Annotated in this window: 20 protein-coding genes, 1 tRNA gene and 2 pseudogenes; 14 read left to right on the top strand and 9 right to left on the bottom strand. The window is 63.0% G+C overall.

Features of this window, described 5'->3' with window-relative positions:
* Window positions 1–11: 11 nt before the first annotated feature.
* From AB5975_04345 to rpoE, 3 genes are read right to left on the bottom strand one after another with little or no spacing between them, the layout of a single operon-like run.
* Entirely contained in the window at window positions 12–977 is a 966-nt protein-coding gene (locus AB5975_04345) for a MucB/RseB C-terminal domain-containing protein (GenBank protein ID XDR21145.1), read from the bottom strand.
* Between the two features lie 12 nt (window positions 978–989).
* Complete coding sequence (locus AB5975_04350; GenBank protein XDR21146.1) at window positions 990–1,580, bottom strand: sigma-E factor negative regulatory protein; 591 nt, start codon at window positions 1,578–1,580, stop codon at window positions 990–992.
* A gap of 31 nt (window positions 1,581–1,611) precedes the next feature.
* Window positions 1,612–2,193, bottom strand: coding sequence for an RNA polymerase sigma factor RpoE (gene rpoE, locus AB5975_04355; protein ID XDR21147.1), 582 nt, complete (start codon window positions 2,191–2,193; stop codon window positions 1,612–1,614).
* Between the two features lie 435 nt (window positions 2,194–2,628).
* On the opposite strand from rpoE, the gene nadB reads away from it, so the two are divergent.
* A complete protein-coding gene (gene nadB, locus AB5975_04360; GenBank protein ID XDR21148.1) occupies window positions 2,629–4,233 on the top strand; it encodes an L-aspartate oxidase in 1,605 nt (534 codons plus the stop codon).
* Between the two features lie 82 nt (window positions 4,234–4,315).
* On the opposite strand, the gene AB5975_04365 is transcribed toward nadB, so the two are convergent.
* Window positions 4,316–4,780: a protein YgfX gene (locus AB5975_04365; protein XDR21149.1), complete on the bottom strand. Its 465-nt coding sequence runs from the start codon at window positions 4,778–4,780 to the stop codon at window positions 4,316–4,318.
* A complete protein-coding gene (locus tag AB5975_04370) occupies window positions 4,764–5,018 on the bottom strand; it encodes a succinate dehydrogenase assembly factor 2 (GenBank protein XDR21150.1) in 255 nt (84 codons plus the stop codon). Before AB5975_04370 ends, AB5975_04365 begins: the two co-directional genes overlap by 17 nt.
* A gap of 133 nt (window positions 5,019–5,151) precedes the next feature.
* Here AB5975_04370 and AB5975_04375 point away from each other — a divergent pair.
* Together AB5975_04375 and AB5975_04380 are read left to right on the top strand one after the other, a co-directional pair.
* Window positions 5,152–6,092: pseudogene (locus AB5975_04375) on the top strand (folate-binding protein YgfZ).
* A gap of 55 nt (window positions 6,093–6,147) precedes the next feature.
* Window positions 6,148–6,954 (top strand): HDOD domain-containing protein, encoded by an 807-nt coding sequence (locus AB5975_04380; GenBank protein ID XDR21151.1) that lies wholly within the window; start codon window positions 6,148–6,150, stop codon window positions 6,952–6,954.
* Window positions 6,955–6,979: 25 nt separating this feature from the next.
* Here the strand turns inward: AB5975_04380 and AB5975_04385 are convergent, their stop codons facing one another.
* Window positions 6,980–8,359, bottom strand: a complete 1,380-nt coding sequence (locus AB5975_04385; protein ID XDR21152.1) for a sensor histidine kinase — start codon at window positions 8,357–8,359, stop codon at window positions 6,980–6,982.
* Entirely contained in the window at window positions 8,352–9,023 is a 672-nt protein-coding gene (locus AB5975_04390; protein XDR21153.1) for a response regulator, read from the bottom strand. Before AB5975_04390 ends, AB5975_04385 begins: the two co-directional genes overlap by 8 nt.
* Before the next feature lie 200 nt (window positions 9,024–9,223).
* Between AB5975_04390 and AB5975_04395 the strand changes: the two genes are divergently transcribed.
* The 5 genes from AB5975_04395 to AB5975_04415 all read left to right on the top strand — a co-directional run bounded on the left by AB5975_04395 (window position 9,224) and on the right by AB5975_04415 (window position 14,725).
* On the top strand, window positions 9,224–10,513 hold the full coding sequence (locus tag AB5975_04395; protein XDR21154.1) for an OprD family porin: 1,290 nt from the start codon (window positions 9,224–9,226) through the stop codon (window positions 10,511–10,513).
* A gap of 46 nt (window positions 10,514–10,559) precedes the next feature.
* Window positions 10,560–11,540: a Bug family tripartite tricarboxylate transporter substrate binding protein gene (locus tag AB5975_04400; protein ID XDR21155.1), complete on the top strand. Its 981-nt coding sequence runs from the start codon at window positions 10,560–10,562 to the stop codon at window positions 11,538–11,540.
* Window positions 11,541–11,724: 184 nt separating this feature from the next.
* Complete coding sequence (locus tag AB5975_04405; protein ID XDR21156.1) at window positions 11,725–12,183, top strand: tripartite tricarboxylate transporter TctB family protein; 459 nt, start codon at window positions 11,725–11,727, stop codon at window positions 12,181–12,183.
* 3 nt (window positions 12,184–12,186) lie between these two features.
* Complete coding sequence (locus AB5975_04410) at window positions 12,187–13,701, top strand: tripartite tricarboxylate transporter permease (GenBank protein ID XDR21157.1); 1,515 nt, start codon at window positions 12,187–12,189, stop codon at window positions 13,699–13,701.
* A complete protein-coding gene (locus AB5975_04415; GenBank protein XDR21158.1) occupies window positions 13,694–14,725 on the top strand; it encodes an AbrB family transcriptional regulator in 1,032 nt (343 codons plus the stop codon). The genes AB5975_04410 and AB5975_04415 overlap by 8 nt, the downstream gene beginning before the upstream one ends.
* A 58-nt stretch (window positions 14,726–14,783) precedes the next feature.
* Here AB5975_04415 and ung read toward each other — a convergent pair whose 3' ends face one another.
* Window positions 14,784–15,476: a uracil-DNA glycosylase gene (gene ung, locus AB5975_04420; GenBank protein ID XDR21159.1), complete on the bottom strand. Its 693-nt coding sequence runs from the start codon at window positions 15,474–15,476 to the stop codon at window positions 14,784–14,786.
* A gap of 126 nt (window positions 15,477–15,602) precedes the next feature.
* Between ung and AB5975_04425 the strand changes: the two genes are divergently transcribed.
* Window positions 15,603–16,709: an enoyl-CoA hydratase/isomerase family protein gene (locus tag AB5975_04425; protein ID XDR21160.1), complete on the top strand. Its 1,107-nt coding sequence runs from the start codon at window positions 15,603–15,605 to the stop codon at window positions 16,707–16,709.
* Window positions 16,710–16,754: 45 nt separating this feature from the next.
* Here AB5975_04425 and AB5975_04430 read toward each other — a convergent pair.
* A pseudogene (locus tag AB5975_04430) lies at window positions 16,755–17,203 on the bottom strand (hypothetical protein).
* A 212-nt stretch (window positions 17,204–17,415) separates the two neighbouring features.
* Here AB5975_04430 and AB5975_04435 point away from each other — a divergent pair.
* The 5 genes from AB5975_04435 to AB5975_04455 all read left to right on the top strand — a co-directional run bounded on the left by AB5975_04435 (window position 17,416) and on the right by AB5975_04455 (window position 21,324).
* Window positions 17,416–18,897: a diguanylate cyclase gene (locus AB5975_04435; protein XDR21161.1), complete on the top strand. Its 1,482-nt coding sequence runs from the start codon at window positions 17,416–17,418 to the stop codon at window positions 18,895–18,897.
* Complete coding sequence (locus AB5975_04440; GenBank protein XDR21162.1) at window positions 18,890–19,102, top strand: cysteine-rich CWC family protein; 213 nt, start codon at window positions 18,890–18,892, stop codon at window positions 19,100–19,102. Before AB5975_04435 ends, AB5975_04440 begins: the two co-directional genes overlap by 8 nt.
* Window positions 19,103–19,110: 8 nt before the next feature.
* Window positions 19,111–19,803 (top strand): pseudouridine synthase, encoded by a 693-nt coding sequence (locus AB5975_04445; protein ID XDR21163.1) that lies wholly within the window; start codon window positions 19,111–19,113, stop codon window positions 19,801–19,803.
* Between the two features lie 448 nt (window positions 19,804–20,251).
* Entirely contained in the window at window positions 20,252–21,139 is an 888-nt protein-coding gene (gene phaG / locus AB5975_04450) for a (R)-3-hydroxydecanoyl-ACP:CoA transacylase (protein XDR21164.1), read from the top strand.
* A gap of 111 nt (window positions 21,140–21,250) precedes the next feature.
* Window positions 21,251–21,324, top strand: a tRNA-Gly gene (locus tag AB5975_04455).
* The last annotated feature ends 130 nt before the right edge of the window (window positions 21,325–21,454 follow it).

A 21,454-nucleotide genomic window follows, 5' to 3' on the forward strand; every position in this document is an offset into this window, starting at 1 on the left:
AAAGCACGCCATTACTGACGTGCCTGGGCATCCTGTGGGCGCATCGACAAGGCGACACGTTCTGCCGTACCCAGTGGTATTTCGCCAACCACGGTCACCATCACTTTGCCTTTGGGCGTGTTCAGACGGCGCGAGACAGCGGAAGTCGGGCCCAGCTGGGTGCGCATGTCCGTACCGCCATCATCGTTCACTTGTTCGAGGAACACTGAGAAACGCGCCAGGCCATCGTCATACATAAGGCTGCTGACCGAGCTGTTGCGTTTGGAGTCCTGGCGCACCGAACTGTTGACCAGTTCGAAACCAGGTGGCAACCAGTCCGAACGCCAGCCGGCGACCGTGTCATTGCTGCCGGACGCCACATGCTGCACCGGTTTGCACGCGGCACTGGGGCGCAGGTCAGCATCACTGGGTAATTCGTCGGTATCGAGGCGAGTCATCTGGAAGCGCTCCAGCAACTGCCCCTTGTCGTTGAGCATCAACGAGCGCAGCGGCAGGCCAGTGTTACGGTCCAGATGCAATTCGAACGCATAGCGGTGCTGGTCGCGTGGCGTGAGCGTGACGATCACGGCGTCGCGCCCGGCGACCCGTGACTTGCCTGCCACACTCAAATCGTACCAGCCCATCAGTTTCAGCGGATCAAGTACACGTGGCGCGGTATCCGGCGGCGTCGTAACACCGCTGACCAAGGCCCCGCTGACACACGCCACCTTGCCATCCACGCGCACGATTTCCTGGGCGGCGCCATCGAGCTGCAACAGCCGCTCGCTGACCTTGCCGTCCTCGACCCTGTGCCAGATATCGTGGGAAGAGAAGCTGCCGTTGCGTTCGTAGACGAAAGAGCCTTGATAGCTCTGTTTTTGCTCGGCCTGTGCCAGCTTGTTCAGCCATTCACTCGCCTCGGGCGAGGAGTTGGCCGCCAATGCTGGCACCGTCATGCAGCTGCCAATCAGCAGCGACAGGAGAGGTAGCGCGCGCATGATCCTCCTTACTTAACGGTTTTCCAGGCTGGCGGCGCGGGCATACGGCAATGCCGTTTCAGTGCCTTTGAGCGCGGATTCCTGGGCATGCTGGCGCAGGTAACCTGGCAGACGCTGATCCCAGCCGGCCTGGTTCTGCAGCACGCCATTGGCCATTGGCCCGGTCGGTTGCTCACTGCTCTCACTATAGCCTGCCAAAACAGCCGGGCCCTGTGCTTGTGGCACGCTCAGACCTTGCTGGACAGGTTGCTGGGCAGCCAGCTCGGCACCCGTGATTTCGTCCTGGTTGTACATGCGTACACCGGCCAGCACCGCTACGGTCACCGAGGCGGCTACCGCAAGGCGCCCAATGCTGCGCCACGGGCCTTTCTTGACCTTGGCGGGCACGGCTTCGTCGGCCAGCGCAGCAGACACCGCCGAGGCGATATCCAGGTTGGGCAGCAGCAACTCCTTGTGCATGGCTGCACGGGCGACCTGGTAACGCGACCAGGTGGCACGGGTTTCGGCATCGTCGACGGCGTTCAACACCCGACGCAGTTCCAGTTCGTCCGCTTCGTTATCCATCACCGCGGACAGCGATTCCTGCAAAGCTTCACGACTCATGGCGGTTCCTCTCTTGGCTGTCGCCGCTGTCTCAGGTTTCCTGCAACAACGGCTGCAGGGCTTTGTCTATGGCCTCCCGAGCGCGGAAGATTCGAGAGCGCACGGTACCCACCGGACATTGCATGACACTGGCAATGTCTTCGTAACTCAGTCCGTCGAACTCGCGCAGGGTCAATGCCGTACGCAGGTCTTCGGGCAGCTGCTGGATGGTGCGATGGACAGTGCCTTCGATTTCATCCCGCAACAACGAGCGCTCTGGGGACTCGAGATCCTTGAGACCATGATCGCCGTCGTAAAACTCCGCATCCTCGGAGCTCACATCGCTGTCTGGCGGCCGTCTTCCACGGGACACCAGGTAGTTCTTCGCCGTGTTGATGGCGATGCGGTACAGCCACGTATAAAACGCACTGTCGCCGCGAAAGTTGCCAAGCGCACGGTAGGCCTTGATAAAGGCTTCCTGTGCTACATCCTGGGCCTCGTGGGTGTCGTGAACGAACCGCACGATCAACCCGAGAATCTTGTGCTGATACTTCAGCACCAACAGATCGAACGCTCGCCTGTCGCCGCGCTGAACGCGCTCGACAAGCTGCTGATCCTCTTCCTGGGTTAGCATGAACACTCCTCAGTGAACTCGAAGGAGCGCTGCAACAGCCATCGTTCAGGCTTGCAACCATAGACTCGGGCTTTGCGCAAAAGTTCTCCCCTCCAAGCAAGTTTCCTGCAGCCCTTGGTCGGCTTGCACGGAAGACGCTGCGCGGTCACGGCCGGCTAACGTCGATAATCAGGTTTCGAATACGCAGGAGCAGCCCGGACAGGCCTGCCGCCCTGCGTCGCCGCGGCAAATTGTGGCGTACGGGCAGCCTTCATAGGATTTCCGGCCATGCCGGAAAGTTCCCACAAAGGTTGCCGCAACCTGGCAAGTGGCATGGAAATTGGCCACCCGGGGCTGCTATAAAGGCATCCCGGCCAAGTTTAACGATAGTTTCACAATGCCATCTGCGCGTGACTATTGTGCCGCGCCCCTTCCAAAGATTACTAGTGTCCCGACATGAGCCAACAATTCCAACATGATGTCCTGGTGATCGGCAGCGGTGCCGCCGGTCTCAGCCTGGCACTTAACCTCCCCAGCCACCTGCGCGTTGCCGTGCTCAGCAAGGGCGACCTGGCCAACGGCTCGACCTTCTGGGCCCAAGGCGGCGTCGCGGCGGTGCTGGACAACACTGACACCGTCCAGTCGCATGTCGAAGACACCCTCAATGCTGGCGGCGGCCTTTGCCATGAAGAAGCGGTGCGTTTTACCGTCGAGCACAGCCGTGAAGCCATCCAGTGGTTGATCGAGCAAGGCGTGCCCTTCACCCGCGACGAGCACTACAGCGTCGATGATGGCGGCTTCGAGTTCCACCTCACCCGTGAAGGCGGCCATAGTCACCGGCGCATCATCCATGCCGCCGACGCCACTGGCGCGGCCATTTTCACCACGCTGCTGGAGCAGGCTCGCCAGCGCCCGAATATCCAGCTGCTGGAGCAGCGCGTGGCGGTCGACCTGATTACCGAACGTCGCCTGGGCCTGCCCGGCGAACGCTGCCTTGGCGCCTACGTGCTCGACCGCAACACCGGTGAGGTAGACACCTTTGGTGCGCGCTTCACCGTGCTGGCCACTGGCGGTGCGGCCAAGGTCTATCTCTATACCAGCAACCCCGACGGCGCCTGTGGCGACGGCATCGCCATGGCCTGGCGGGCCGGTTGTCGGGTGGCGAACCTGGAATTCAACCAGTTCCACCCGACCTGCCTGTACCACCCACAGGCCAAGAGCTTCCTGGTCACCGAAGCCCTGCGCGGCGAGGGCGCCCTGTTGCGCCTGCCCAACGGCGAACGCTTCATGCCACGCTTCGACCCACGCGAAGAGCTGGCCCCCCGCGACATCGTGGCCCGCGCCATTGACCACGAAATGAAGCGCCTGGGCGTGGACTGCGTCTACCTGGACATCACTCACAAGCCAGCCGATTTCATCAAGAGCCACTTCCCTACCGTATACGAGCGCTGCCTGGCCTTTGGCATCGACATCACTCGTCAGCCCATCCCGGTGGTACCTGCTGCGCACTACACCTGCGGCGGGGTGATGGTCGACGACCGCGGCCATACCGACGTGCCAGGTTTGTATGCCATCGGTGAAACCAGCTTCACCGGCCTTCACGGCGCCAACCGCATGGCGAGCAACTCGCTGCTGGAATGCTTCGTCTATGGCCGCGCTGCCGCCGCTGACATCCAGGCAAATCTGGAGCAAGTGCCCATGCCCAAAGCCCTGCCCGGTTGGGATGCCAGCCAGGTCACCGACTCGGACGAAGACGTGATCATTGCGCACAACTGGGACGAATTGCGGCGGTTCATGTGGGACTACGTGGGCATTGTGCGCACCAGCAAGCGCCTGCAGCGGGCCCAGCACCGCATTCGGCTGCTGCTGGATGAAATCGACGAGTTCTACAGCAACTACAAGGTCAGCCGTGATCTGATCGAATTGCGCAACCTGGCGCAGGTCGCCGAGCTGATGATCTTGTCGGCGATGCAGCGCAAGGAGAGCCGTGGGTTGCATTACACCCTGAATTACCCGGGGATGTTGGACGAGGCCAAGGATACCGTTCTCAGTCCGGTCTGACATTTGCAGCGCCTGTGAGATCGAGCGCCGCGCGGGCGGCCCTCGATCTCACAGGCGCTGCCCCCGCTATGTCGAACACTTCTCAGCCCTGCCCCATTCCCACCTCAGCCCAGCGCCGCCGACTGAACTTCAACCGCACCCGCAAGCGCCGATGCTCATCAGCCCCCAGCGCATCCCGCGGTATGCACTGGCTCTCCCCCCACCATCGCCCCGCCCGCTCGAAGCGCACCACCACCAACCCCGGCAACGCCACGCTATCCCGACACAGCCGCACCGGCTGCCACCCGCAGGCACGGCTGAACACCTGCCAGCCGCGCGCATCACGCCGCAGGCCGACAACGGCATGCTCATGGGTCAACAAGATACGACGAGGAATGGCCCAGCTAGCGTGGGCAAGACAGGCAGCGACAACAAAAAAAGCCAACCACCCAGGCAGCGCGCTCGCCCACACGGCAAGCCACGCCACTGCCTGGCAGGCCAAGTAGGCCGTCAGCAGCAGGCGCGAGCCTTGCCAACGGCACTCGAAGCACTCACTTGGGCTGGACACGGTCCAGAATGATGCGGACCATGCGCTGCAGCTCCGGGTCTTCCGACTCGGTGCGCTCCATGAACCAGCCGAACATGTCCTGATCCTCACAGCTCAACAGACGCACATAAAGCTCACGATCAGTCTCGTTGAGGGTGGGGTAGACTTCCTGGGTGAAAGGCACCAGCAGCACGTCCAGTTCCAGCATGCCGCGGCGGCTGTGCCAGAAAAGCCGGTTGAGTTCAGTTTGTTCGACCATGGGGCCCTCCTCGAATGGCCCGCCAGTATACAGCCAGGCGCGCCAGGCGACACCGGGCGTTGGTCTAGTCACCTACCTATTTTGTTACCGGCGTTCTATGATGGCCGCCAGTCTTTAGCCACCGCGATGACCCATGGCCGATTCCGCTTTCTTCTGCCCCCTGTCCCACGAGGGCATCCTCGCTGTCCGCGGCTCCGATGCAGGCAAGTTCCTGCAAGGCCAGCTGACCTGCAATATCAACTACCTCAGCCAGGAGCACGCCAGCCTCGGTGCCCGCTGCATGGTCAAGGGGCGCATGCAGTCGAGCTTCCGCATCGTGCCTGAAGGCAACGGCTACCTGCTGGCCATGGCCAGCGAACTGCTCGACGCACAACTGGCGGACCTTAAGAAGTACGCTGTGTTCTCCAAGGCCACGCTGACCGACGAAAGCAGCGCCTGGGCACGCTTCGGCCTGCAGGGTGGAGACGCTGCGCTGCAGGCGCTGGGGCTCGATGTGCCCGCGGCCGCCGGCAGTACTGTGCGCCATGCCGGGCTGATCGCTGTTGCGGTATCCGCTGGCCGCGTGGAGCTGTGGGTACCTGCGGCCGACGCCGAGCCTGTACGCCAGGCCCTCGCCGCAGCCCTGCCCGAGGGCAGTGTCAACGATTGGCTGCTGGGCAGATTCGCGCCGGTATCGGCCAGGTCATGGGGCCGACCCGTGAACTGTTCATCCCACAGATGATCAACCTGCAGGCTGTCGATGGCGTCAGCTTCAAGAAAGGCTGCTACACCGGCCAGGAAATCGTCGCCCGCATGCAGTACCTGGGCAAGCTCAAACGCCGTCAGTACCGCCTGGCACTGGACCAGCAGGCCATTCCGGCCCCGGGTGCCGAGATTTTCTCGCCCACCCATGGTTCGTCGGTCGGTGAAGTGGTCATTGCGGCCAGCAACGGTCCGGGCTGCGAACTGCTCGCGGTGCTCAGCGCCGATGCGGTGGCAGACGACAACCTGCACCTGGGCAGCCTCGAAGGCCCGCGCCTGCAAGTGCTGACCCTGCCTTACGAACTGGACCGCGACCGGGAAATCCAACGCTGACCAGCCTGCCCCGTCCCTGTGGCGGGGCCGCACCACCACTGCGGTAGACATGCCCATGAACAAGCTGGCCGAGATGGTTCAAGCACAATTGCTCGACGCCATCGAAAAGGATGACCTGGTCCTGCCCACCCTGCCCGAGGTTGCCTTGAGCATCCGCGAGGCAGCGGAAGACAGCGAGATCAGCGTAGCGGCCCTGAGCAAGGTGATCGGTCGTGACGCGGCCCTTTCAGCGCGCCTGATCAAGGTCGTCAACAGCCCGCTGCTGCGCGCGGCGGTCGAGGTTACCGACCTGCACACCGCCATCACACGGCTGGGCATCAACTACAGCTGCAACCTGGCCATCGGCCTGGTGATCGAGCAGATTTTCCATGCCCGCTCGCCGGCGGTTGAGCAAAAGCTGCGAGACATATGGGCTAACAGCCTGGAGGTGGCGGGCATCAGCTACGAAGTGTGCCGCCGATACACGCAACTCAAGCCCGACCAGGCGACCTTGGGCGGCCTGGTCAACCAGATTGGCGCACTGCCGGTACTGATCTATGCCGAAGAACACAACGAGCTGTTGTCCGACCCGGTTTGCCTGCATTACGTGATCGAGCAGATTCAGCCGGTGCTGGGGGACAAGATCCTCAAGGCTTGGGAGTTTCCGGAACAACTTGTCAACCTGCCGAGCCAGGTTCAGGACCTGGACCGGCAGACCGACAAGATCGACTACATCGACATCGTGCAGATCGCCCGCTGCATCAGCCAGCGCGGCCGCCACCGGCCGTTGGCGGCACTGCCGGCGTACCGCCATCTGGGGCTGCCGTTTGGCACCGAGCTGGAGGTGGACGAACTGCTTGAGGCGCGGAGCATGTTGCGCTGACCGGTGCGAAGCCCTGGCAGGGCCATCAATCTGCGATAAAACTTACCCGCACCCGCAACCCGCCCTTCTCGCCATCATGCAGGCTCACCTGCGCCAGATGCGCCCGGCAGATTTCGCCAACAATCGCCAACCCAAGCCCACTGCCCTGGGCACTGCGGCGGTAGAACCGCTCGAACACCCGCTCGCGCTCAGCCTCGGGAATACCGGGCCCGTCGTCCTCCACTTCCAGCACCGCCGGCGCAACGACCCGCAAAATCACGTTGCCTCCCGCTGGCGTATGCGCCAAGGCGTTGTCCACCAGGTTGCTCAACAGCTCGTTCAACAGTGTCGGCTCACCCTTGAGCCACACGGGTGCCTCGGCTTCCAGCGCCAGCGCCACTCCACGCTTGTGCGCCAGGGGCGCCATGGCCATGCCCAGCTCGCGCGCCAACTGGCTCAGGTCCAGGCGCTGCGCGCCACCTTCGGCAATTGCCCGTGCGCCATTCTCGACCCGCGCCAACGACAGCAACTGGTTGGCCAGATGGGTCAACCTGTCGGTGCCCTGGGCCGCTGACTCCAAGGTCTGTCGCCACTCCTGCGGCTCGGACGAGCGCAAACCCAACTCGACCCGCGCCTTCAGCGCTGCCAGCGGCGTACGCAGTTCGTGGGCGGCGTCGGCAATGAACTGCGCCTGGCGCTCGAACTGGCCACGCAAGCGCTCGGTAAAGTGGTTCAAGGCCCGCACCAGCGGGCTCAGCTCGCGCTGCACCTGCACCACCGGCAAGGCCCGCAAGTCGTCAGGCTGGCGCTCTTCTACCGCTGTGCGCAGGCGCTCCAACGGCCGCAACGCGGCACTCACGGCAAACCACACCATCACCAGCGCAGCCAACGCCAGCATGCCCAGGCGCAGCAGGGTATCGGCCATCAATCCACGGGCCATGCGCACCCGCGCTTCCTCGGTTTCGGCCACGCGGATTTCCGCCATGCCGTTCATGTTCGGCTCACTTACCGGCTTCAGCAGGCTCACCACGCGCACGTCCTGGCCCAGGTAAGTGGCGTTGTAGAACCGCGCCAAGGCCGGGTAGTCGTCGGTGCGCGGCGTGCCGGGCGGTGGCGGCGGAAGGTTCTCGTAGCCGGAAATCAGCCGCTGCTTGATGTCCAGTACCTGGTAGTAAATGCGGCCGGCACTGTCGTAGGCGAATGTGTCCAAGGCTACGTAGGGCACATCCGCGCTCAACGAGCCATCGCGTTGCGACAGGCCTGCGGCGATGGTTCGTGCCGAGGCCAGCAAGGTGCGGTCGTAGGCGGTGTCGGCGGCTTCGCGGCCGTTCCAGTAGGCACTCAGGCCGCTGGCCAGCATCAGTACCACCAGCAGCAACGCCAGGTTGCCCAGCAAGCGCCCGCGCAGGCTACCGTTGTCACGCATCGCGGTGCTCGAGCAGGTAGCCAAGGCCACGGAAAGTAACGATAGCCACCGGGTGGCCGTCGAGCTTCTTGCGCAGCCGGTGGATGTAGATTTCGATGGCGTCGGGGCTGGCCTCTTCGTCCAGGCCGAACACCTGGGCAGCCAGTTGCTCCTTGCTCATCACCCGGCCCGGCCGGGCGATCAGCGCTTCCAGCACGCTTTGCTCGCGCGAGGTGAGGGTCAGGTTATCTGCACCGAGGGTAAAGCGCCGGGTGTCCAGGTCATAGACCAGCGGCCCGCAACGCTGCTGGCGCTCGCCACCGAGCACGCTGCGGCGCAGCAAGGCCTTGACCCTTGCTTCCAGCTCAGTGAGCTCGAACGGCTTGGCCAGGTAATCGTCGGCGCCAAGGTTCAGGCCATGAACACGGTCCTTGACGTCGCTGCGCGCGGTCAGCATCAGCACTGGCAAGGTCTTGCCACGGCCGCGCAGACGCGCCAGCACCTCGAAGCCGTCCATGCGCGGCAAGCCGACATCCAGCACGGCCACAGCGTATTCCTCGCTGGCCAGGGCCAGGTCGGCAGCCACGCCATCATGCAGCACATCCACGGTCAGGCCGTGGCTTTTCAAGGCCAGGGCCACGCTTTCGGCCAGTTGCAGGTGGTCTTCGACCAGCAGTACACGCATCGGATTCTCCCTGCTCGGGTGGGGCAGTGGCGCGGAGTGTACCGCTGTCACCCCGCCTGTGAAGCCCCTTGTAACAAACCTTTCTCGCTGAAAGGTTAGCGAAAGGTTCGTTGCCTAGCATCGCACCACGGTCGCCCTTCGCGCCGAAAAAAGCACCAGCAAGGTGCAACGAATAAGAACAATAAACGGAGTCATCGACGATGCTGTCATCGCAGCCGCAGGCGTTCGCGCCTACCCGTTCCTTTGCCGCACGCCCCTCTGCCATCGCCAGCGCCCTCGCGCTTGCCGGTGTCGCCCCGATGAGCCAGGCCGCCTTCTTCGAAGACAGCACGGCCACCTTCGAAACCCGCAACATGTACTTCAACCGCGACTTCCGCGACGGCACCAGCGCGCAGCAGTCCAAGCGCGACGAATGGGCCCAGGGCTTCATCCTCAACTTCGAGTCCGGCTACACCGATGGCACCGTGGGCTTTGGCCTGGACGCATTGGGCATGCTCGGCATCAAGCTCGACTCCAGCCCCGACCGTACCGACACTGGCCTGCTGCCGACCCACGATGACGGCAAGGCTGCCGATGAGTATTCCAAGCTGGGCCTGACCGGCAAGGTGAAGATCTCCCAAACCGAGCTCAAGATCGGCACCCTGATCCCCGAGCTGCCAACGCTGCAGCCCAACGACGGGCGTATCCTGCCGCAAACCTTCGAGGGCGGCCTGCTTACTTCCAAGGAGATCAAGGGCCTGACCTTCACCGGTGGCCGCCTGGACAAGGCCAAGGACCGCAACGACACCAACTGGGAAGACTTGGCGCTGAACAACAAGAACGGCCGCTTCGGTGGCACCTTCAGCGCCGACAACCTGGCCCTGGGCGGGCTCGACTACCAGTTCACCGACCGTATCACCGGCAGCTACCACTTCGCCCAGCTCGACGATATCTACCGCCAGCACTTCATCGGCATGGTCGCCACCCAGCCATGGGGCCCAGGCACCTTGGGCGCCGACCTGCGCCTGGCGGTGAGCGACGACGCCGGCGCCGCCAAGGCCGGCAACATCGACAACACCACCTTCAACGGCATGCTCAGCTACGCCTTGGGCGGGCACAAGGTCAGCGCCGCCTGGCAGCAGCTGTCTGGCGACAGCGCCTTCCCCTATGTCGATGGCGCCGACCCGTACCTGGTCAACTTCGTCCAGATCAACGACTTCGCCGGTGCCGACGAACGCTCCTGGCAGGCGCGCTACGACTACAACTTCGCCGCGCTCGGCGTGCCCGGCCTGACCTTCATGACCCGCTACATCAGCGGTGACAACGTCAGCCGTGCGGCCGGCGGTGAAGGCAAAGAGTGGGAACGCAACACGGAACTTAAGTACGTGGTACAAAGCGGCCCGTTGAAGAACGTCGCCGTGCGCCTGCGCAACGCCACCTTCCGCTCCAACTTCGCCCGCGACGCCGACGAAGTGAGGCTGTTGGTCAGCTACAGCGTGGCGCTGTGGTAACCCCATAGCGGTAATCCAATAACAACAACGCTCACGGAGATAGACGATGACCTTTTCACTGCGCCGCCTCGTCCTCGCAACCGGTTGCCTGCTGTTGGCCGGCAACGCCCTCGCTGCAGAACCCAAACGCCCCGAATGCATCGCCCCCGCCTCACCCGGCGGAGGCTTCGACCTGACCTGCAAACTGGTGCAAAGCGCCCTGGTGCAGGAAAAGATCCTCAGCAAGCCCATGCGCGTCACCTACATGCCCGGCGGTGTCGGCGCGGTGGCCTACAACGCCGTGGTCGCCCAGCGCCCAGCCGATGCAGGCACTTTGGTGGCCTGGTCCAGCGGCTCGCTGCTGAACCTGGCCCAAGGCAAGTTCGGCCGCTTCGACGAAAACGCGGTGAAATGGTTGGCTGCTGTCGGCACCAGCTACGGTGCCATTGCGGTGAAAAGCGATTCGCCTTACAAAACCCTCGATGACCTGGTCGCGGCACTGAAGAAAGACCCAAGCAAGGTGGTGATCGGCTCGGGCGGTACGGTCGGCAGCCAGGACTGGATGCAGACTGCGCTTATCGCCAAGGCGGCCGGCATCAACCCGCGTGACCTGCGCTACGTGGCCCTGGAAGGCGGTGGCGAAATTGCCACGGCGCTGCTGGGCGGCCATATCCAGGTCGGCTCTACCGACATCTCCGACTCCATGCCGCACATCCAAAGCGGCAACATGCGCATCCTCGCGGTGTTCTCGGAAAACCGCCTGGACGAGCCGGAAATGAAAAACATCCCTACCGCCAAGGAGCAAGGCTACGACATCGTCTGGCCGGTGGTGCGCGGCTTCTACCTGGGGCCGAAAGTGAGCGACGAAGACTACGCCTGGTGGAAGGCTTCGTTCGACAAGATGCTGGCCTCGGAAGACTTCGCCCAGCTGCGTGATCAACGTGAGCTGTTCCCGTTCGCCATGACCGGTGAAGAGCTGGACGGCTATGTGAAAAAGCAAGTGGCCGACTACAAGGCACTGGCCAAGGAATTTGGCCTGATTCAGTAAGCCTGTCGGACTCACCACCACCCCTGTGGGAGCGGCCTAGTGTCGCGATGGGCCGCACAGCCGATGCAATGCTTCGGACACATCGCAGTGGCAGGTTTTGCGGCCGCTTCGCGCCCGATCGCGACGCAAGGCCGCTCCCACAGGATTTGCATCTCACTTGAGCAATCCCAACGAGGATTCCCCAATGATCCTGCAACGCATCTTCGCCCTGGCCCTGCTGGCGGTGTGCGCCGCCCTGGCCGTGATGGCCTGGCCCTACCAGGCAGCGTTTTCCTATGAACCGGTAGGCCCGCGCGCCTACCCGCTGCTGATGCTCGGCCTGATGAGCCTGGGCCTGCTGTATCTGGTGTTCCGCCCCACCCCCATCGTGCGCAAGGACGACGAGCCGGAGCTGGACCGCGAGACCCTGACCAAGATCGCCGCCTGCGTAGGCCTGCTGATCGTCTTCGCCGCCACCTTCGAGACCCTGGGCTTCATCCTCAGCGCCATCCTCGTTGGCCTGCCCATGGCCCGCCTGTATGGCGGCCGCTGGCTGTACAGCGCCATCGTGGTGGTCGGCATGAGCGTCTTCCTCTACTGGCTGTTCGACCGCGTGATGGATGTGCCCCTGCCCCTTGGCCTGCTGAGCGTACTGGAGAACTGACACATGGATACCTTGAGCTACCTGGGCCAGGGCTTCGGCGTTGCCCTGACCCCCTACAACCTGGTCACCGCCCTCTCCGGCACCCTGATCGGTACCGTGGTCGGCCTGTTGCCGGGCCTGGGGCCAATCAACGGCGTGGCCCTGCTGATCCCCATCGCCTTTGCCCTCGGCCTGCCGCCAGAGTCGGCACTGATCCTGCTGGCCGCGGTGTACCTGGGCTGTGAGTACGGCGGGCGCATCAGCTCGATCCTGCTGAATATCCCGGGCGAAGCCTCGACCGTGATGACCACCCTCGACGGTTACCCGATGGCCCGCCAGGGCCTGGCCGGCGTGGCCCTGTCGCTGTCGGCCTGGAGTTCGTTCATCGGCGCCTTCATCGCCACCTGCGGCATGGTGCTATTCGCCCCGCTGCTGGCGAAATGGGCCATCGCCTTCGGCCCGGCGGAGTACTTCGTGCTGATGGTCTTCGCCATTGTCGCGCTTGGCGGCATGGCCGGTGACAAACCCCTGAAAACTTTCATTGCCGCACTGATCGGCCTGTTCCTGTCGGCGGTCGGTATCGACGCCAACAGCGGCGTGTACCGCTTCACCGGTGACAGCGTGCACCTGGCCGACGGTATTCAGTTCGTGGTCCTGGTGCTGGGTCTGTTCTCCATCAGCGAAATCCTCCTGCTGCTGGAAAAGACCCACCATGGCCACCAGGCGGTCAAGGCTACCGGCCGCATGCTGTTCAACTTCAAGGAAGCGGCCTCGGTGTTCGTGGTCAACATCCGTTGCGGCCTGCTCGGTTTCATCATGGGCGTGCTGCCGGGCGCCGGCGCGACGTTGGCCAGCGCCGTGGCCTACATGACCGAGAAGCGCCTGGCGGGTGAAAGCGGCAAGTTCGGCAAGGGCGATGCCCGTGGCCTGGCCGCGCCGGAAACCGCCATTGGTGCGTCCTGCTGTGGCGCCCTGGTACCGATGCTGACCCTGGGTGTACCAGGTTCCGGCACCACCGCCGTGATGATCGGCGCCCTGACCCTGTACAACATCACCCCCGGCCCACTGCTGTTCGAACAGCAGCCGGACATCGTCTGGGGCCTGATCGCCTCGCTGTTCATCGCCAACATCATGCTGGTGATCCTCAACATCCCGATGATCCGCATCTTTACCCGCATCCTCGCCGTGCCGAACTGGGCGCTGGTGCCGGTAATCGCCATCATCACCGCGATCGGCGTGTATGCCGTGCATGCCACCACCTTCGACCTGTTCCTGATGGTCGGTATCGGCATCATGGGTTACATCCTGCGCAAGCTGGACTTCCCGCTGTCGCCAATCCTGCTCGGCTTCATCCTCGGCGGGTTGATGGAGCAGAACCTGCGCCGGGCGCTGTCGATCTCCAACGGTGAACTGGGCATCCTCTGGTCGAGCCCGATCAGCATGGGCGTCTGGGCACTGGTCATGGTCATGTTCGCCCTGCCGCTGCTGCGCATCTGGCGCAAACGTAGCCAGCAGCGCCGGGCCCTGGCTGATGCCTGATCGTTCGTTGCCGTTGTTTGTCGCGACCGGGCTGGTCGGCCTTGCTGGCGGTTTTGCCGCCAGCAAGGTCGGCTGGCCTTTGCCGTGGATGGTCGGCTCATTGCTGGCGATCATCCTGGTGCGCTGCCTGACCCCCTGGCAGCTGTCGGAAATACCCAATGGCCGCAAGTGCGGGCAGTGGATCATCGGTATCGGCATTGGCCTGCATTTCACGCCGGCGGTGATCGAGCAGGTGGCCAGTCATTTCGCGCTGATCTTTTTCGGCGCGTTGTTCACCACCCTGTCCAGTGTGATCAGCGTATGGTTGCTGCGGCGAACCGGCGAAGACCGCGCCACGGCGTTCTTCGCCAGCATGCCCGGCGGTTCGGGGGAGATGGTCAACCTTGGCGCGCGCAATGGTGCGGTGCTCAGCCAGGTCGCGGCAGCGCAGAGCTTGCGCGTGCTGGCTGTGGTGCTGTGCGTGCCTGCGCTGTTCAAGTTTTTGCTGGGTGACGGGGTGCCGCTGAACCACACCGGTAGCGTGAGCTGGGGTTGGTTGGCCTTGATTGCCCCGCTGGGCGTTGCCGTTGCGTTGCTCTGGCAGCGTTTGCGCCAGCCTAACCCGTGGCTGTTCGGGCCATTGCTGGTGGCGGCCACGGTCAGCCTGGCCGGTAACCTGCAGATCGCCCTGCCCAATGGCGCCAGCCAAATCGGCCAGTGGCTGATAGGCAGTGGCCTGGCCTGTCACTTCAACCGCGCGTTCTTCCGCCGCGCACCGTCGTTCCTCGGGCGCACCCTGGTGGCCACGGCATTGTGCATGGCGATTGCCGCCAGCGCCGCATGGGTGCTGAGCGTGATGACTGCGCTGGACTTGCGTTCGCTGACACTGGGGATGATGCCGGGTGGGATTGCCGAGATGAGCCTGACGGCGGAGACACTGCAGTTGTCGGTGCCTTTGGTGACGGCACTGCAGGTGATGCGCTTGCTGTTCGTGCTGTTTCTGGCGGAGCCTTTGTTCCGCTTGTGGAATGCGAACCCGCAATAATCACGTTGCCTTCTGTGCGGGCTTGCCCGCTCAGAAAGCAACGCGGTAGTTCAGGTGATCACAGCGGTGGCAATGCCCAGTTGATCGGCGCCATGCCCCGTTGTTCGAGGAAGCTGTTGGTCCGGCTGAAATGCCCACAGCCGAGGAACCCACGGTAAGCCGACAACGGCGAAGGATGCACCGACTTCAGCACCAGGTGCTTGGTCCCGTCGATCAGCTTCTGCTTGCTCTGCGCATGCGCGCCCCACAGCAGGAACACGACATTCGGGCACTGCTCGCTGACCACCTGAATGACGCGATCGGTGAAGAACTCCCACCCCTTCTTGGCATGCGATGCCGCATTGGCACGCTCCACGGTCATGGTGGTGTTGAGCAGCAGCACGCCCTGCTCAGCCCAGCTCTGCAGGTAGCCGTGGCTGGCAATCGGGATGTTCAGGTCGCGCTGCAGCTCTTTGTAGATATTGACCAGCGACGGTGGCGTGGCCACGCCCGGTTGCACCGAGAAGCACAAGCCATGTGCCTGGCCCGGCCCGTGGTAAGGGTCCTGACCGAGGATCACCACCTTCACCTGGTCCAGCGGCGTCGAGTTGAGCGCGTTGAAGATCAGCGGCCCTGGTGGGTAGATCTCCTTGCCGGCAGCATACTCACCCCGCAAGAACTCGCGCAGCTGATGCATGTAGGGTTGGTCGAATTCGCCGCGCAATGCGGCCTTCCAGCTGGGTTCGAGTTTGATGCGATCGTCGTCAGTCATGGGGCCTTCCGTAAACAATGGCGCGACACTAGGTAAGCCCTTCCCGCTTGTCAAACGATCCGACCGACGACCGGCATGATCGGCCAGGCCAGCCATACTTGAGCGATGACTTGCGAGAGGTAGTCCATGGCCATTCATTGCGAGGTACTTACCGGCGTCGATGGCGCCCGCATCGGCATTGCCACCCTGGATGCGCCCAAGGCGCTCAATGCCCTGAACCTGCCGATGATCGAAGTACTGGGCGAACAACTGCATGCCTGGGCCCGCGACCCGGGCGTCGTCTGCGTGCTGCTGCGCGGCAACGGTGCCAAAGCCTTTTGCGCGGGTGGCGATGTACGGGCGCTGGTGCAAGCCTGCCGCGACCACCCCGGCAGCGTGCCACCGCTGGCGGCCTCTTTCTTCGCCGCCGAATACCGCCTGGACTTTGCCCTGCACACCTACCCCAAACCATTGCTGTGCTGGGGCCATGGGCATGTGCTGGGCGGTGGCATGGGGCTGCTGCAGGGCGCCAATGTGCGTATCGTCACACCCAGTAGCCGCTTGGCCATGCCGGAAATCAGCATCGGCCTGTACCCGGACGTCGGTGCCAGCTGGTTCCTGGCCCGGCTGCCAGGCAAGCTGGGCTTGTTCCTCGGCCTGACCGGTGCGCCGATCAATGCGCGCGACGCCCTGGATCTGGGCCTGGCCGACCGTTTTTTGGGTGAGCACCAGCAGGAAGCCCTGATCGAGGAATTACTGCAACTTAACTGGCAAGAACAGACTGCCGTGCAACTGTACAGCCTGCTCAAGGCCGAGCAGCATCGAGCTTGCGCCGAGCTGCCAGAGGCCCAGTGGCTGCCGCGACGGCAGGAGATCGATCAGTTGCTCGACGTGCCCGATGCGGCCTCGGCCTGGTGTGCGCTGGAAAGGCTCAAGCAGCATGACGACCCCTTGTTGGCAACTGCCGGCCAACGCCTGCACGAAGGCTGCCCGCTGACGGCACACCTGGTGTGGGAGCAGATCCGCCGGGCGCGGTACCTGTCGTTGGCGCAAGTGTTCCAGATGGAATACCGCATGAGCCTGAACTGTTGCCGCCACCCTGAATTCAGCGAAGGCGTGCGCGCCCGCCTGCTGGACAAGGACAACCAGCCGCGCTGGCACTGGCCGGATGTGGCGCAGGTGCCGGCAGCGGTGGTCGAGGCGCATTTTGCCAAGGCGTGGGAGGGGCGGCACCCGTTGGCAGACCTGGCATAGCCTTGTGTCGCGACAGGGGCGCTAGGCGCCCCCGCTTCGATTTACCTACCGCTGCCAGTTTCCTCCCGGCCCTGCCCCCGCTGACCCTCCCAGCGCCCGCCGTCATTTCTCTGCCCATTGGAGTGCCAGTCGCCATGCTGGTAACGCTGGCTGTTATTGCGATAGTCATGGCGATCGCGGTCCTGACCGTAGTCTTGCCGCTGGCGGTTGCCATAGTCATAACGCGGGTTACCGTGCCACTGGTTCATCCCTGGCTGCGGATGCGGTCGATAATAAGGCGCCGGTGCCGTCCGATAGTAATAACGTGGTGCCGGCTGGTAGTAGTAGCGCGGCTGTGGCGTCACGTAGTAGCGGTCGTAGCGGTAATACCCCGGCGCTACATAGCGATCGGTGGAGTAGTAGTCCGAACGGTGATCGCCCCCGCTCTCGTAATAAGGGGCGCAGGCAGAAGTCATCAGCCCCAGCAGGGCGATCAACAGAATTCGATAGGACATGGCGGCCTCCTGGACCGCTGGAGTGCCCGAACAGCGGCGCTGGCGAGCGTCGATGCGAAATGCGTTCATCGACACTGAATAAGACAGTGGCGCCAAGGTGCAGTGCCATTTCTGCAACAATTTGATACAGGTGCAATACCCCTGAAAAACTTGCAGTCATTTGCCGGTCATCTCACTAGAATGGGCGGCTGGGCACACATCACGGGAAGATCATGCCATTACGTTCCGCTCTGTTCTCGCAGCGCTCGCTGATCTTTACCCTGTTGCTGCTGCTTGCCTGCGGCTTCCTCGCCACTTCACTGCTCAGCTACTTCGCCTCGCGCAGCGCCATCCGCGACGGCATCGTCAATACCGAATTGCCACTGACCTCCGACACGGTCTACTCGGAAATCCAGAAAGACCTGATTCGCCCGGTGCTGATTGCCTCGATGATGGCCCAGGACACCTTCCTGCGCGACTGGGTGCTGTCCGGCGAGCAGGATACCGGGCGCATGACCCGCTACCTGGGCGAAGTCATGGGCAAGCAGGACACCTTCACCTCATTTTTCGTGTCCGACCGCACGCTGACCTATTACCAGGCCAAGGGCGTACTCGAACATGTCGAGCCGGGCACCTGGCGCGATGCCTGGTATTTCCGCCTGCGTGACCTCAAGGCCCCCTATGAGATCAATGTCGACCTGGACATGGCCAACCACGACAGCTTGACCGTGTTCATCAACTACCAGGTGCATGACTACCAACAGCGCTTCATCGGCGCCGCAGGCGTAGGGCTGAGCGTATCGTCGGTGGTCAAGCTGATCGACCAGTATCAACGCCGCTACCAGCGGGCGGTGCTGTTCACCGATGCCAAAGGCAAGGTGCTGCTGACCGGCTCCGAAGGTGGCCCGCATGGCTTGCGGGTCGGCCAGTCACTGCGCGACAACCCCGAACTGAATGACGTGCTGGCCGAGCAGCGAGTGCCAGGCGAAGGCAGCCACGAGTACCGTGACAGCGAAACCCAAAGCCACTTTCTCAACGTGCGCCACCTGCCCGAACTGGACTGGTACCTGCTGGTGGACAAACGCGAAACCGGCGCCCTCGACCGCATTCGTCACTCCCTGTACCTGAACCTGGCGATCTGCGCCATGATCACCTTGGTGGTGCTGGCGCTGGTGCATGCCATGGTCCGCCGCCACCAGGCCAGCACCGAAGCCTTGGCTACCCTCGACAGCCTCACCGGCCTGCCCAACCGGCGCAGCTTCGACCTGCTCGCCGCCCAGGCACTGCACGAAGCCCAGCGCGACAGTGGCCCGCTGGTGGCCTTGCTGATCGACCTGGACCACTTCAAGGCACTGAACGACACCCACGGCCACCTGGCAGGCGACGAAGTGCTGCGCCAATTCGCCAATGTGCTGCAAGGCAGCCTGCGCCAGTCGGATATACTGTGCCGCTGGGGCGGTGAGGAATTCATCGTACTGCTGCGTGAAGCCGAAGGCCGGCAGGCGGTCGAGGTGGCGGAAAAGATCCGCCGGCGCACCGAACAACTGACCTTCAGCTACGACGACCAGCCGTTGCGCCTGACTACCAGCATCGGGCTGAGCAGCCTGCAACCGGAGGATACCCTGCACACCCTGCTGACCCGCGCCGACCGTGCGCTTTATCGTGCCAAGCAGGCAGGCCGCAACCGTGTCTGCAGTGATGCCAACCATGAATGACAGCCTACACTGCCCCGCTTGCGGCGCTCTCAACCAATGTGCCCTGGCCGACCCGCGCCGCGCCACACAGGCCTGCTGGTGTTACAGCGTAAGCATCGACCCGGCCGTGATCCAGGCCCTGCCTGACGCATTGCGCAACAAGGCTTGCCTGTGCCCGCGCTGCGCCGCTGTCGAAGACCAGCTCCGCTCACCCGCTGACCACTGACTGTTTCCATGCGCCTTGACCGTTTTCTCGCCAACCTGCCCAGCCACAACCGCCAGCAAGCCCGACTGATGCTGGCGCAACGCCGCGTGCGGGTGGACGGCCAGATTGTCAGCGACCCACTGGCCGAAGTGCGTGAATTCAGCCGCGTGGAGCTGGACGAGCAACTGCTGCAGGCCGGCCGCCCGGCCCGCTACCTGATGCTGCACAAGCCCACTGGCTGCGTCAGCGCCACCCAAGACCCACAGCACCCGACCGTGCTCGACCTGCTGCCTGCAGCGTTGCGGGATGACCTGCACATAGCCGGGCGCCTGGACTTCAACACCACCGGCCTAATGATCCTGACCAACGATGGCCAGTGGTCAAGGCGCCTGACCCAGCCTGCCACCAAGCTGCCCAAGCATTACCTGGTGGACACCGAGGACGAAATTGGCGAGCACTATGTGGCCAGGTTTCGCGAGGGGTTCTATTTCGCCTTCGAAAACCTCACCACCCAACCTGCCCAGCTGGACATCCTCGGCCCGCGCCAGGCCCGGCTGGCGATCGTCGAAGGGCGTTATCACCAGGTCAAGCGCATGTTCGGGCACTTCAACAACAAGGTGGTGGGGTTGCACCGGGAAAGCATGGGGGCAATCTGTCTGGACCCTGGTTTGGCGCCCGGGGAGTTTCGTGAACTGACGGCTGATGAAATAGCCACTGTCTAGACTGCCTGTTCTGGCCTCTTCGCGGGTAAACCCGCTCCCACAGGAGGTCCACTGTCATTGGGTACAGTGCAATACCTGTGGGAGCGGGTTTACCCGCGAAGAGGCCGGAACAGACGGCGCGGAGTCGTCATACGACCGCTCAGCGACAAAAGTCACATTTCTCCCCGAACGGCACTTGCGCGATCCACGACCCACTGCTTGAATCCAAATCGTCAGTCTGCATGTGACTACCAAGTCACGACCGCAGTCGAAGACACCTTTTTGCCGGCCACCCAAGGCCTCGATGCCTTGGGGCACGGCGAATTGCCCGCCAAAAACAATACCGTCGACGCACGTGCCAAGGATCGACACAGGGCCCCCGGTTTCTCTTCAGGCAAATGCCTACCTGTCATAAAGAACGTGCACCCTAGGTGACGCGAATACCCTTTTTGCGCCAGGAGTCGATGACATGAGGCCAGAAATCGCTGTACTTGATATCCAAGGTCAGTATCGGGTTTACACGGAGTTCTATCGCGCGGATGCGGCCGAGAATACGATCATCCTGATCAACGGCTCGCTGGCCACCACGGCCTCGTTCGCCCAAACGGTACGTAACCTGCACCCGCAGTTCAACGTAGTACTGTTCGACCAGCCGTATGCCGGCAAGTCCAAACCACACAACCGTCAGGAACGGCTGATCAGCAAGGAGACCGAGGCGCATATCCTCCTGGAGCTGATCGAGCACTTCCAGGCGGACCACGTGATGTCCTTCTCGTGGGGAGGTGCAAGTACGCTGCTGGCGCTGGCGCACCAGCCGCGGTACGTGAAGAAGGCCGTGGTGAGTTCGTTCTCGCCCGTGATCAACGAGCCGATGCGCGACTACCTGGACCGTGGCTGCCAGTACCTGGCCGCTTGCGACCGCTATCAGGTCGGCAACCTGGTCAACGACACCATCGGCAAGCACCTGCCGTCACTGTTCAAGCGCTTCAACTACCGCCACGTCAGCAGCCTGGACAGCCACGAGTACGCGCAGATGCACTTCCACATCAACCAGGTGCTGCATCACGACCTGGAACGTGCACTGGATGGCGCGCGCAATATCAACATCCCGGTATTGTTCATCAACGGCGAACGCGACGAATACACCACGGTGGAAGATGCACGGCAGTTCAGCAAACACGTGGGCAGAAGCCAGTTCAGCGTGATCCGCGATGCGGGCCACTTCCTGGATATGGAGAACAAGGTCGCCTGCGAGGATACCCGCAGTGTGATGCTGGGGTTCCTCAAGCCAGCCGTGCGTGAACCCCGTCAACGTTACCAGCCTGTTCAACAGGGGCAGCATGCATTGGCCATCTGAGCAGCTCGGCGTCCTGTAGCTGACACCCGCAAGCCATGGGGCGCCGACAAGCTTTTTTATAACTTGGGCTTCTAATTCGTTGAGGGTTCTGGTAAAAAGTCGAGCTCAGATGCGGGTATAGTTTAGTGGCAAAACGAAAGCTTCCCAAGCTTTAGTTGAGGGTTCGATTCCCTCTACCCGCTCCACATCGCATTCCCGCATGGCGTTCCAGCAACGTCATCGCAGTCAAAAGGAGCCATGGCTCCTTTTTTCGTTTCTCCCCCTCTGCTTTGATCTGGCCCATGGCCATTTACCCGCCGATCCGCTTCAATGCGC

This window comes from Pseudomonas putida (assembly GCA_041071465.1).
GTDB classification, from domain to species: Bacteria; Pseudomonadota; Gammaproteobacteria; order Pseudomonadales; family Pseudomonadaceae; genus Aquipseudomonas; species Aquipseudomonas putida_P.